This is a genomic window from Paenibacillus psychroresistens, assembly GCF_009728935.1.
Taxonomy (GTDB): Bacteria; Bacillota; Bacilli; order Paenibacillales; family NBRC-103111; genus Paenibacillus_AC; species Paenibacillus_AC psychroresistens.
In genome coordinates this window covers 8,050,296-8,063,549 of sequence record NZ_CP034235.1, presented here as the reverse complement: position 1 = coordinate 8,063,549, position 13,254 = coordinate 8,050,296, and the positions used below count along the sequence as shown (strand labels likewise).

Here is a 13,254-nt window from a genome sequence, read left to right as displayed (position 1 = left end):
TATTCAAAAAGTATTCAGGAAGTCCAAGAAGAGTTCAAGGTAGATACTTACTTTGAGTTTTTCTTGTATTCATTCGGAGTGAAGCCGGTCCATTTCTTGAAGACTTTGTAGAAGTAGGTGCTGTTAATAAATCCAATTTGTTCAGCAATCGAGGCAATCGGCAGCTTATTCTCCAATAAGAGCTCCTTAGATTTATTAATTCGTACTTCAGCAATGGAGTCTCCGATTGTGACAAGTGTATACTGCTTATAAAGTCGACCAATATACACAGGTGACATGTCTATGGATTGGGCTATGCTATTGATAGACAAATTAGGATCCGTAAATTCGGTTTGAATAATCAGATTGATTTGTTGGATTAGGTCATCATGCTTATTGCTTTTCTTGTCATCAATTCCAAGGGAAATCTCTTCGAATAGCTGGTAGAAATCAGCATGGATCTCCTCAATGGTTTCTGCTTTATTCAGCGTTATGAATAAAGAGTGAACATCCGTCTGTGTAGATATGGAGATCGTTTTTATTACATTGTGGAGCATAAAAATTAAACGTGAAGCAGCTAAATTTATAACCGTAATCGGGTATTTTATAGTTTCATGGATGATTTCATTGTAAATGGTCAGGGCCTCATCCATTTTTCCAACCATCAGATTCTCTACCAGCTGCTTTTCTTTTTGAATTGGATAAACATACTCTATGGCAGGGAAATTTAACACTTCATTAGCGGAAATAATGCATTCACGCCCGTTATATAATCGATAAAGGGAAGCTTCCATTACCTGGCGATAGGATGAGGCGATTTGGCCAATATTATCTTCAATATCACTGATGGTTATGGAAATCGAGACATTCAAGTAGCTTGTTACAGACGATTGGATAAGCTTTAACCGTGTAATTAATGATTCTTCGAGCGGGCTTGCCATGTCTTCTGGAATGTTGATTATGATAAAAATACGGTCATCGGTCATTTCAACAGCTTCAGATTGATAAAGCTCTGAGCATAGTTCGCTTGCAATGTTGGCAATGGCATAATTGATTAAGCCTCTATCTCGAGAGCTATATTGTTCATTCAAGGCGTAATAGTTATCTAATTTCAGCAGGATTAGACAATACCGTTCCTTTAAATTCAGCTGGATGCCAAAATTAAGAAATTGTTTCTCAATTAAACCGGGGTGAATCTCTTTACTGACCATGAAGTTTCGTAGAAACTCCAGCTTTATCGTTTTGAAATTATCTCTTTTATCATTCTCAAGTCTTGTCAGTGAGAGCTCTAGCTTATCGATCGGTTTGTATAATTTTCGTGATAGAGCTAGCAGGATAAAAAAGCTTATCAGAATAATACTTGCCCCTATGTTAATAGTCGTCGATTTCATGTGGCTTATCTTCGCAGTGATAGTCTCAAAAGGAGTTATTCGGATATATCTCCAGCCTAATGAATCTGACGCTGAATAAGTGACTAATGATTTGACTCCATTTACCGAGTGGATGGAATATCCAGGTTCATTCGGATTGCTTTTAAGTGTTTTAAACCATTTTTCATCGGGATAAGCGGATGTAATCTGATAATGATTGCTGTTAGAAGCCAAATGGCCATTTTCATCTAGGATGAACGTATCGCTCAGAGGATTATTAGAATTAGTTAAAGCACCTCTAATCCAGGTTTCAGAGAAATTGATAATAACGGCACTACTAACGCTTTTTCCTTTAGAAAGGGTGTCATAATTAATAAATGTATAGACGCTTGATGGCTGTGAACCAGGCAAGGCCACCTTTCTCGGGATGGGCTTGAATAGCGGGTAGGAGTGATAGTTTTCAAGCAGATCGATTATTCCCTTATCCGCAATTTCTTGTTTCTCCTGCAAAGCGTTCAGAATAACGCTAGAGCTAATATAGAACATCTGGGTTGTCCCATTATAAATGTAGATAGAGTCGATAAAAGGAATCGATGATCGATAGGTATCCAATTCTTTGGTGGTGGGTAGAATTTCGGATACATCTAACGAACGGTAGTACATAAATCTCTGAAGTGTGAAATCGTAGTAGATTTGTTGAGAAAGCGCAGTTGCTGTTTCTTTCATGATGTTCACATTACGTCCAGCCTCCGAAAGACTATCCAAATCATGCTCATATACTTGATTTAAAGAGATTTTCTCAAAGTTCACATAAAGGATAGAGGTAGAGATGAACAAAGTAGCAATGATGGAGAGTATGATCGGAATGAAGGTCTTGAAATATAGACGATTACTGTTTTTATTGTCAAAAAATCTGAGTCCTCCCAAGCAGCACGCCACCTCCTAGTTATTCCACAAAAGTAACTTCTTGCATCCATCATGAATGAAATCAATCTATAAATCAATGATGGGTCTTCGGCACTTTACAAATCATCGCGACGTTGAGAAGTAAATTATCCCTTAGGAATGTTACGGTATTCAGTAGGCGAATACCCCATGATTTTCTTAAACAATCGAGAGAAATAATAAGGATCGGATATGCCGATAGTGTTGCTGATTTCTTTAATGCTAAGGTCCGTTAAGTCCAAGAGCTGGCCAGCCTGCTGCATTTTCATCCGCAAGAAATATTCAACAGGCGGCACGCCTGTTTTCTGATTAAAGATATGAATCAAATGCTGCTTGGATACTCCGGTATGCGCAGCCAGCTCAGGGAGCTTAATGGAATCCGCTAAGTGATCGGTCATATACCGAATGGCAGCTTCAAGATAACGCTCTCCTTTTTTATTGGGAGTGGAAGTGACTAGGCTGATCCCAATACTGCTCAATAAATAACGCATGGTCTGCGAAACATGCACATGAGTCGGAAGGGAGTAGGTCTTGTTTGCCAGCATTTCGTAAATATGATCGAACCATTCAACGAATTTCGCAAAGCCGCTAACAGGCAGCTGCAAAGCTCCAGCAGCTAGCTCATACAGCTCAATCAGCTCAGCAGCATGCTCGCCTTGCAGATGAAACCAATAGATACTCCAGGGATCACTGGAGGAAGCTTCATAGCGATGGGGCGTCCCAGCCGGAATAACCACCAAATACTGGCTGGTCACATGGATAGTTCTATCACCAAACAGCTCTACGGTTCCTGCCCCCTCAGAGCAATAGATGAAAATATGGGCATCGCTGCCCTCAAGGCGCTCACGAAAATGGTATTTAGCATTCGGAAAATAACCAATATCACTAATGAATAAAGATCGCGTTAGCTCCGCTTCAGCCAATTCCTTCGTCATATAATCGGGAAGCACATATAAGCGTTCCTGCTCAAAGCCCACTTCCTTATGTATGGGTTCCATGTGACATCTCCTTATTTACCAATATACGAAAATGATTAAGGAAACTAATAAATTTCCAATGGGAATCAGTCATAAATTACGTAACAATTAAGAATATAATCCATCATTAACCGCATTTTGTCAATTGGCTTTTGTTAGCCGGAGCTCTAAACTAGAGATATAGCAAGCTGATTAAGCCAAATTAGTAAAAAAACAAACTTCATTAAACTACAAGGAGTGAATAAATTGAGTCATCCAACAGATAAGGTACTAGTAAGGGAAGAAACCGTTTCGATCCCAACCTATGGAATTGGCAAGCCGGATAAGAATCCGATGTTTTTGGAAAAACGAGTTTATCAGGGCAGCTCAGGGCGAGTTTATCCGCATCCCGTGATCGAGAAAATTGAAGATGAGAAAAAGCCTCAGGACTATAAAATGGTTATTCTAGAGAATGAGTATGTACGAATTGAGATTATGCCAGAAATCGGTGGTAGAATTTATCGGGCACTGGATAAAACCAATGATTATGATTTCGTTTATTATAATCGGGTAATTAAACCCGCTTTGGTTGGATTGGCGGGACCATGGATTTCAGGTGGGATAGAATTCAACTGGCCGCAGCATCACCGTCCTAACACGTATGGACCCGTCGAATATCGGATTGTGGAGAATGAAGATGGCAGCGCTACGGTTTGGACCAGCGAGATTGATCGAATGTACGGAACGAAAGTAACAGCGGGCTTTACCTTGCATCCAGGAAAAGCTTATCTGGAGATCCATGCTCAGCTATACAACCGCACACCTGAACCGCAAACCTTTCTATGGTGGGCTAATCCAGCTGTAGCAGTAAACGATCATACTCAATCTGTATTTCCTCCGGATGTAACAGCTGTTTTTGACCATGGGAAGAGAGATGTATCACGGTTTCCGATTGCAACTGGAACCTACTACAAGATGGATTACTCCGAAGGTGTTGATATTTCACGCTATAAGAATATTCCAGTGCCGACCTCCTATATGGCTTACAAGTCGGATTATAATTTTGTAGGCGGCTATGATCATGGCGTTGAAGCGGGTTTACTGCATGTCGCCAATCATCATGTATCACCGGGTAAGAAGCAGTGGACTTGGGGGAATGGCGAGTTTGGGCAAGCCTGGGACCGTAACTTAACAGATGAGGATGGACCTTATATTGAGCTTATGACTGGTGTATACACGGATAATCAGCCAGATTTCACTTGGCTTCAGCCGTATGAGGAAAAGTCTTTTACGCAATATTTCATGCCTTATAAGAATATTGGTGTAGTCAAGAATGCGACAATAGATGCAGCCGTTAATCTTGAACTAGATGAAGCTACAGGCCAGATTATCGTTCAAGCTTATGCAACATCCGTATTCGAAGGAGCAACTATAGAATTAAAGAGTAAAAAGCAAGGATACGTTCTAGAGACCACAACACTTTCTCCAACAGCTACTTTCAGAACATCAGTCACACTTGAACACGGTGATCAGCTGCATGATTTGATGCTAACTATTTACGATACTAATAAAACAATACTAGTTGCTTACCAACCGAAAAAGGCAGAGATCGAGCAAATACCGGATGCTGCAAAACCATTGCCTACACCTGAGGAATTAACATCAATTGAGCAGCTTTACTTGGCAGGTCTACATTTGGAGCAATATCGCCATGCTACTTTTGAGCCAGAAGCTTATTATCTGGAAGGACTTAAACGCGATTCTAGTGATATTCGGATAAATATTGCTTATGGTACTTTATTACTACGCCGTGGTTTGTTCACTGAGAGTGAAGTCCACTTCCGCAAGGCTGTGCAATCCATTTCATGGCGGAATACGAACCCCTATGACAGTGAAGCACATTATCAACTAGGTGTATCGCTTAAGCAACAGGGACGTCTGGAAGAAGCTTTTACAATCTTCTATAAAGCGGTTTGGTCAGCTGCCTGGCAGGATAGCGGTTATTATTCGCTGGCACAAATTGCTTGCTGGACGCAATCTTATGCGGAAGCGTTAGAATTGGTGGAGCGCTCGCTTATTCGAAATTCACATAATTATAAAGCACGCCATCTGAAAACAGCTTTACTTCGCAAATTAGGTAAGTTTGATGATGCGATAAAATTTGCTGAAGAAACATTATCGCTGGATATTGCCGATTTCGGTGCACAAAACGAAGTCATCTTAATACAGCTAGCCCAGAACAATCACGCATCCGCTCAAACTAAGCTTGAAGAGCTTACACGTTTTATGAGAGGCGATATCCACAATTATCTAAATTTAGCTGCTGATTATGCAGGCTGTGGATTATTTAATGAAGCTATTGAGGTGTTGGAACGAGTAGCGCCTAATGCTTACCCAATGCTGCATTACACGCTAGGATACTTATACGAGCAGACGGGAAATCCCGATAAAGCTCAGGCTCATCGCGAAGCTGCACAAGCTGCAGTATCCGATTATTGTTTCCCCAACACCTTATTTGACCTAACGGTATTGGAAAGTGCAATAGCAGCCCGTCCAAATGATGAAAAGGCACATTATTACCTGGGAAATTGGCTGTATGACAAAAAAAGGCCGGAAGACGCAATCGCCCATTGGGAGATTTCTTCAGCTATTCAAGAAGGTTTCGCTACGGTACATCGCAATCTGGCGCTAGCCTACTTCAATAAACATAATAATCCGCAAGCGGCATTACAATCACTTGAAAAAGCCTTCGCGTGTGGAACAGAAGATGCTCGTGTATTCTTCGAGCTGGATCAGTTATATAAGAAACTGGGTTATTCAGCAGAAACACGGCTTGCCAATCTTGAGAAATACAGTACGTTAGTTGAAAAACGAGATGACTTATATCTCGAGTATGTAACCTTATTAAATGCGCAGGAGCAGCATGAAAAAGCGATTGAAGCGATTGCCGGACGCAATTTCCATCCATGGGAAGGCGGGGAAGGTAAAGTAACCGGGCAATATGTGCTTGCTCATGTTGAGCTTGCCAAACGTGTTCTTGCTAGCAAGGATTACGAACGAGCTGTAAGCTTATTGGAGTGTGCGCTTGTCTATCCAATCAATCTGGGCGAAGGTAAATTAACGGGAGCCCAAGAAAATAATATCTATTATTATCTTGGCTGCGTCTATGCGGAGATGGGTCAATCTCAGCAAGCAACTACACAATTCGGCGTTGCTTCTCAAGGTTTGGATGAGCCAGCCAGTGCGATGTTCTATAACGATCAACCACCCGATATGATTTTCTACCAAGGGATGGCGTGGTTGGAGCTACAGAATGCTAAAGAGGCTAAACGCCGCTTCAATAAACTAATTGATTATGCGGAGAAACATATGTTTGACGAAGTGAAAATTGATTATTTTGCGGTATCATTGCCGGATTTCCTAGTCTTCGAGGATGATCTGAATCTGCGCAATCAAATTCATTGCCGTTATATGAGAGGCCTTGGTTTGATTGGATTAAGCCAATTTGAACAAGCTGCAGCTGAGCTGGATGAAGTGCTTCGGCTTAATTTGAATCATCTAGGAGCTAGAATTCACCGAAAAATGTGCAATTAGCTATTCAGAAAAATACATTCTTTTGTTAACTGAAAGTGCCTAATGCACTCACTCAGATAGCGGAGAATGTTTTTTTTGCAAATATAGAACTATAGGCCTGGATGCAATTTACATTTGCAATAATTTTGCTTATAATATAAGTAATGGGTAATTAGTAATGGGATATTAGTAATACATAATTAATTTCGACAAGTAATGCGTAATGCTGGTTATTATTTTAAATAAGCATCACTTATACGACAAGAGCAAACCATTTGAAAGAATGGGACGCAAAGCTATGGACCTAAAGAATTGTTATAATTCTACGGTTGCCAAGTTACCGAACTGAGATGATAGTAAGCATCATCCAAACCCGGATGGTGCTTTTATTTTTCATTGAAGGGAGATTTAGCATGACCGAGTATATGCGCGAGGAAGATATTTATCGTCTTATTAGTAAACTGATGCTGGATGAGAAGAACTTGGATATTCAAGAAGCCATGGCTAAGGACATTTCTAAAAGCTTGGACGGCTGGGTAAAGGTAGAACATAACAAAATACATGTACATAATGCTTCAAGTGGTGGAAAGTCTGCAATGATCTCAGCAATACCTCCTTTGGAGCTTATTAAGAATGGAATTAAAGTTAAGAATTCTACAGTGGTCTCCTCAACGGATTCAATCCTATGGAAAGTATCGGAGGAACCGATGTTTGAGATTATCGTTTCCGACGATAAAATGATAGCTTATTTTAAGCTTAACGCATTGGTCAGGTATCGATGGTTTCTGCTGGATCAAGCTAGAATTCCTCACGCGTATTTAAAGGCTGAAAAAGATCCAAGTCGAGTTTCGGAGACCTTACAGTTTAACGAGATTGTAACCGATATTGTGAAGCTAGGCATTCTAAATAATTTGGATATTAGAGTCATCCAGAATGAGCTGCTTCATCCTACCTATGAGAAGATTGCGATTGCTAAAGGCAAACCGCTCGTTCCTGGGAAAGATGCGAAGCTGGATACTTTTTTCGAAGAACGTCTACTGAGTGAATATAATGAGGTTGAAGGTGTCGTTGATTATCGCAACCATTTGAGTATTCCAAACGTCACAGCAGGTGAAGTAATTGCCAAAAAAACCATGATGAGCGTAGGCAGCCTTGGTTGTGATGTGTATGGACAAGTTTTGACGCCGGCAGCGGTGAAGGATATTCAAGTTTATGCTAAAGATAATATCAATCTGCTAGATGATGGACTAATTGTTGCAACGAGTGAGGGCAGGCCTCGCATAACGGGAACAGAACGGGTTAAATATTTTGATATATCTACCGCTTATATCGTTTCTGGCAATGTAGATATGGAGACGGGAAATATCTGTTTTTCAGGTGATATTGTGGTGTACGGAGATGTCATGGATCACATGATTCTTGAAAGCTTAGGCAGTATATACGTTTCAGGTAATGTGTACAACGCGACTTTAACGGCAACTGGTAGCATCCATGTGAAAGGGAATATCGTGGGAAGTCATTTATATTCAGGGTATTTTGGTGTCATGTTTAATCGTCTGTACAATGGTACGAAGATGCTCCTTGTATTGCTAGAGCAATTACTACAAGCAGCGAGCTTGCTGCAAGAGGCCATCACAAAAAAGCAGAATAAGATTAAATACGGACAGATTATCCAATTGTTAATTGAAAGTAAGCTCAAAGAAATCCCGGATACTGCAAAAGAAATCCTGTTCGTCATTGCCAATATTCAAAAAGTGAATAAAGTAGAGCTGGACAAGCTTAGACAAATGCTAGAGTTAATTCTGCAGCCGATCAAATTAGTGGAGCACATGCAGGTGAAAGTACTGCAAGAGCTTATTGAGCTAGTTAGGGAAACCAATGAAGAGGTTGCCCGCATGCAGGAGCCAAAAGCCATTATTGAAATTCGGCAATGCCATCTTTCCACATTAAAAGCGAATGGAGATATTATTATTGTAGCGGATGGGGTTGTGCAAAGTGAGCTTTATTCCTCAAGGAATATTATTTTTCAATCGCTATTCTCTGTTTGCAGAGGCTCAACGCTTGAATCGGAAGGGTTTATAACTGCGATGATAGTTGGGGGGCAAACGGGAACGGGAACGAATACTGTCTTAAAGGCCAAACGCAGAGTGAGCATTCGTAAAATGTATACGGGAAGAGTATGTGTAGGTCGATATTGTGTAGAAATAATGGAAATGATAGAGCATCGGACTTTTGAAGCCCACACTATGAGGAGTGAAGCGTTCTTAGATACACAAAGTAATATCTAAATGAATAGCAGAAAGAAGGGATATTGTGGTCGAGAAACAAATGGAGGGTTGGATAGGTTATCATATAAACAAAAACATTTATAACAAATTAGATGTTTTGTTGATTCCGGCTAACACGGTACTGAAGCTATCCCATATTAATTTATTAATCTCACTGGAAATCTACTTGGATCAAGAGGATGTTAGTTCAGCGACTAGCGTTCGATTGATGAAGGAAGCCATCAAAGAAACCAAAAAAGCGTTTGAAACGATTAAGCTGAAAAAGGCCATTCCATTTGAGAGTATTAAAGCCAATATTATTCCGATCATTGCCGAGTTTAGTATTAATCCCAATGTATTCAGTATCATTTCCTCGATGGAAGCCAAAGATGAATATACGTATAAACATAGCTTTGCTGTTGCCGTTATCTCGACAATTATTGGCGGCTGGATGGAGCTGGATACAGTTGAAATCGAAGATCTAATGATCTCAGCTTTTTTGCATGATGTGGGTAAATTGCAGATACCCGATGCTGTCTTGAACAAAACGCAACCGCTAACCAAGGAAGAGTTTCTTGAATTGAAAAACCATCCAGAGTATGGATACAACATGATTAGCCAAACGGCTGGAATCTCGCAAAACCAAGCTTTAGTCGCCTTGCAGCATCACGAAAGGGAAGATGGCAGCGGATATCCCTCTGGGCTTAAAGGATGCGACATGGGGATCTTGAGTAAAATAGTTGCCGTAGCGGATGTTTTTCATGCGATGATTTCCAAAAGAGCCTATAAGGAAGCATTACCATTATTTCAGGTTCTGCGAGAGTTGGATGCAGGTGCGTATGGCCTCTACGACCCTCGGGTTGTACATTGCCTAATCAGTAAAATAATGAATGCCTTAATAGGCAGTAGAGTATTGCTGTCTAGTGGTGAAACAGTTACGGTAATCCTCATTAATATCCATGACAGGATGCATCCCTTGGTCAAGAAAGAGCAGCAGTTCATTGATTTAAGTAAAGAAAAAGGAATAGAGATTGTTAAGCATTATTAAGGATTACCCGAATATGCATAGCAAAAAAACTCCCCAAGCCATTAAAGTTCAGGGAGTTTTTAGTAGGTCTAGATTCAATTGTGTATAGGCTGGTGATCCAGCAGCTCTTTAAGCCGAAAGTTTTTGTTCCTAGAAACAGGTACACATTTGGCATCTGGGTTATGGTATTCGAAATAGACTCGGCTGTCTTTAATGGTTTCGATTTTTAGAATGTTCACATAGCAATCGGTGTTTACTTTGTAAAAGATGCCTTCTGCGAGAATCTTCTGTAACTGCTCTGTTGATAATCTGCGTCTGACATTGAAGTTCTTACCGTGAAAGCTGACCAATCCATGGCTTCCAGTACGATAATACAAAATATCTTTTTCCAAAACAAAATCCTCAACTACATTGCGATATTCCAGTGCTGCATTCATGTGTAAATCCCCCTTTTCAAATGTTAACACATAAAAGTGAAGCGCTTTCATTTTACCATATTTAATTTGAATTTTAAAGGCTTTTTTTAATAATAATATAAATTTTTATCTTATATTTATTGGCATAACAGGAAAGGCTACCTATTATTAGCAATGAAATTAGGTGAGCTAGGATGTCGGTTGGAATCATGGTGTCTATCGAAGAGATAAGTAAAGAGATCAAGAAGGAGTTACCTACGGACGACCTAGAATTAATCGCCATTGGTTCTAAAATATCTGTATTTTTTATCAATACAATCATTGATCTCAATAGGTTACATAGGGAAATTATACCGTGCTTAAAGCGATGGGTAGAAAAGCCAGAAGAGTTAAGCTTTATCCTCCCAGAAGGTATTCAATTGGACAACGTTCCAGCTATTATTGATGATTTAGTCAATGGCTCATTAGTCATCCTAGCTGAAACGGGCGATGAGGCAGGAGCCCCCACGATTTATTCGATCCAAATGCTGGCCATTAAAAGCAGAGCTATTGATGAGCCTAAGGTGGAGAAGTTTATTCTCGGCCCGAAGGAATCGTTTATCGAGGATATTGCAACCAATATTGGCTTGTTGCGACGAAGGATAATGGATCCTAAGCTAGTTATCCATTATTTCGAGATTGGGGTAAGGTCGAAAACGAAGGTTGCTGTGTGTTTTATCGCGGATATCGCTAAACCTGAATGGGTAGAAGAGATTGAAACGAGCCTTAAGAAGATCAACATTGATGCGATTTTTGAACAAAATGATTTGATGGAGCTGATAATTGAGAAGAACACGACTCCATTTCCCAAGTATGAGCTTACAGAGAGCCCCATTAGCGTGGCAAGAAATTTAAGCATAGGGCGAATTAGTATCATAATGGAAGGATCACCATTTGCATCCTCACTGCCTTCTTTGCTGCTCTCGATGTTATATGGATCTGAGTATATTTTTCAAGGTGGCATTATTCGATTGGCAATTCGGCTGTTAAAGATGCTGGCTCTATTCATTTCTGTTTATTCGGCTGCTTTATATTTATCCATCGTTTCCGTTAATACCGCTGTGTTACCAACCCAATTCGGGTTATCGATTGCCAAGGATCAAGAAGGGATCCCTTATGCACCCTTTTTTGAGGTGATTATATTTGTAGTTATCCTCGATTTATTTATCGAAGGGACTTCGTTTGTGCCTGGGATGATGGGGCCAGCTATTAATGTATTCGGCAGTCTCGTTATCGGTCAAGCCGCTGTGGAGTCGGGTTTAGCCAGTAAAATGATTATCATCATTACGGCTTTGACAGTAATCGGAACGTATTTCTCTTCGTATCAAATCTCATTTGCCTTTCGTTTATGGAAATATCCGATGATTATTGGAGCGGGTATTCTCGGCTTTTATGGTATTATGCTGAGCACAATTTTTCTACTCGCACATCTTTGTAGTATCAGATCGCTGGGAGTTCCTTATTTAACCCCATTTGCTCCTCTTCGGGCAAAGGACCTATTTAGAGGTGCTTTCTGGGATCGAGATCTCAGCAAATCTCGTATAAGAATGAGTGTATACGACCCGCAGGATAAGGTTAGGCAAAAAGGGGAGCCGGACAATGAAGGCTGATACAAGTATTTCACGAGTAGAAATTTTTATCATTTTTACCTATACCTCGATTTCTTTAACACCCATAGGTATTTCCGCAGTAATGATTCGTTCCTACAAACAAAATGCTTGGATAATTGTCATGTTGGCTTTTCTAGTTGGCTTGCTCAATTTGTTTATCACACTTCGTTTAGCTGAAAGATTCCCCCAGAATAATATTGCTGAATGGGCTGCAAATTATTTAGGCAAGTGGGGAGCAAAGATTTATGGCGTTCTGGCAATCAGTGTGTTGTTCTTTTGGAGCATTCTTATGTTCTGGGAGCATTGGCATTTAACCACATATGCACAACTGCACCTAACCCCGCAGTTCTTACCGGCGATAATAGAAATGATTGCGATTATTTATCTCTTAACCCGTGGGCTTGGATCCTGGCCTAATGTGTTTACCGTATTTGCACCATGGGCTTTTATTGGGTTGATCACAATTAATCTGCCGCAATTCTTCAATAGCGATTTCTCCCGCTTGCGTCCCTTATTTGTTGTTGAATCGGGGTGGGAAGACTGGCGGGTGTTTATACTGGCTATGTTTATTTTTCGCGCAAATATACTGCTCTACTACTTTTATCCCAACATCAAACAAGCTAACTTGCTGTTTCGACCTTCCTTGCTTGGACTAGCAATTGCTTGCATCGAAATCATTCTATCTGTAGTGCTGCCAATTGCCATCTTAGGTCCCAATAGTGCGAGTAGATTGACGTATCCCTATCAGGAGTCGCTGGAAACGATTCATTTATCTGGAGTGCCTTTATCTAAGCTAAGCTTTGCAAGCCCTTTATTGTGGTTGATTATGATGATCTATGTGTTGGCTAGTAGTATTTATTGTGCCATGAAGGGGGTAAAAGGTTTGATTCCAAAGGCTAATGAAAATATCACGATTAGTGTTCTTGCTATGCTTGCGATGATCGTATTGTTATTCCCAATATCGGATTTGCTTTTAAATCATTTAGCTTTTTATTGGTCCATGTTAGGGCTATTAGTGTATTCGGTCATTCCGCTGATTTTTTTGATTATCCCCCTAAAGAAAGGATTGTGA

8 protein-coding genes and 1 riboswitch are annotated in these 13,254 nt (G+C 40.3%); of the genes, 5 read left to right on the top strand and 3 right to left on the bottom strand.

The window, feature by feature from the left end; genetic code table 11:
* Positions 1–47: 47 nt before the first annotated feature.
* Together EHS13_RS35960 and EHS13_RS35955 are read right to left on the bottom strand one after the other, a co-directional pair.
* The gene (locus EHS13_RS35960) at positions 48–2,276 is read right to left on the bottom strand and encodes a helix-turn-helix domain-containing protein (RefSeq protein WP_155705126.1); all 2,229 of its coding nucleotides are present in this window, start codon (positions 2,274–2,276) and stop codon (positions 48–50) included.
* Positions 2,277–2,401: 125 nt separating this feature from the next.
* Entirely contained in the window at positions 2,402–3,292 is an 891-nt protein-coding gene (locus EHS13_RS35955) for an AraC family transcriptional regulator (RefSeq protein WP_155705125.1), read from the bottom strand.
* 225 nt (positions 3,293–3,517) lie between these two features.
* Here EHS13_RS35955 and EHS13_RS35950 point away from each other — a divergent pair, with 225 nt between their 5' ends.
* From EHS13_RS35950 to EHS13_RS35940, 3 genes are all read left to right on the top strand, one after another.
* On the top strand, positions 3,518–6,844 hold the full coding sequence (locus EHS13_RS35950) for a DUF5107 domain-containing protein (protein WP_227013724.1): 3,327 nt from the start codon (positions 3,518–3,520) through the stop codon (positions 6,842–6,844).
* Positions 6,845–7,078: 234 nt separating this feature from the next.
* Positions 7,079–7,168, top strand: a riboswitch (cyclic di-GMP riboswitch).
* Between the two features lie 68 nt (positions 7,169–7,236).
* On the top strand, positions 7,237–9,111 hold the full coding sequence (locus tag EHS13_RS35945) for a FapA family protein (RefSeq protein WP_162463422.1): 1,875 nt from the start codon (positions 7,237–7,239) through the stop codon (positions 9,109–9,111).
* A 25-nt stretch (positions 9,112–9,136) separates the two neighbouring features.
* Complete coding sequence (locus tag EHS13_RS35940; RefSeq protein WP_155705123.1) at positions 9,137–10,138, top strand: HD-GYP domain-containing protein; 1,002 nt, start codon at positions 9,137–9,139, stop codon at positions 10,136–10,138.
* A 74-nt stretch (positions 10,139–10,212) separates the two neighbouring features.
* Here EHS13_RS35940 and EHS13_RS35935 read toward each other — a convergent pair whose 3' ends face one another.
* Entirely contained in the window at positions 10,213–10,554 is a 342-nt protein-coding gene (locus tag EHS13_RS35935; RefSeq protein ID WP_155705122.1) for a LytTR family transcriptional regulator DNA-binding domain-containing protein, read from the bottom strand.
* A gap of 173 nt (positions 10,555–10,727) precedes the next feature.
* Between EHS13_RS35935 and EHS13_RS35930 the strand changes: the two genes are divergently transcribed.
* Together EHS13_RS35930 and EHS13_RS35925 are read left to right on the top strand one after the other, a co-directional pair.
* Positions 10,728–12,182: a spore germination protein gene (locus EHS13_RS35930; protein WP_155705121.1), complete on the top strand. Its 1,455-nt coding sequence runs from the start codon at positions 10,728–10,730 to the stop codon at positions 12,180–12,182.
* A complete protein-coding gene (locus EHS13_RS35925; protein WP_155705120.1) occupies positions 12,172–13,254 on the top strand; it encodes a GerAB/ArcD/ProY family transporter in 1,083 nt (360 codons plus the stop codon). The genes EHS13_RS35930 and EHS13_RS35925 overlap by 11 nt, the downstream gene beginning before the upstream one ends.

What these genes read in the sequence shown, in the direction of transcription:
- EHS13_RS35955 (WP_155705125.1), bottom strand. Translation starts at nt 3,292, where the DNA reads ATGGAACCCATACATAAGGAAGTGGGCTTTGAGCAGGAACGCTTATAT.
- EHS13_RS35945 (WP_162463422.1), top strand. Translation starts at nt 7,237, where the DNA reads ATGACCGAGTATATGCGCGAGGAAGATATTTATCGTCTTATTAGTAAA.
- EHS13_RS35935 (WP_155705122.1), bottom strand. Translation starts at nt 10,554, where the DNA reads ATGAATGCAGCACTGGAATATCGCAATGTAGTTGAGGATTTTGTTTTG.
- EHS13_RS35930 (WP_155705121.1), top strand. Translation starts at nt 10,728, where the DNA reads ATGTCGGTTGGAATCATGGTGTCTATCGAAGAGATAAGTAAAGAGATC.
- EHS13_RS35925 (WP_155705120.1), top strand. Translation starts at nt 12,172, where the DNA reads ATGAAGGCTGATACAAGTATTTCACGAGTAGAAATTTTTATCATTTTT.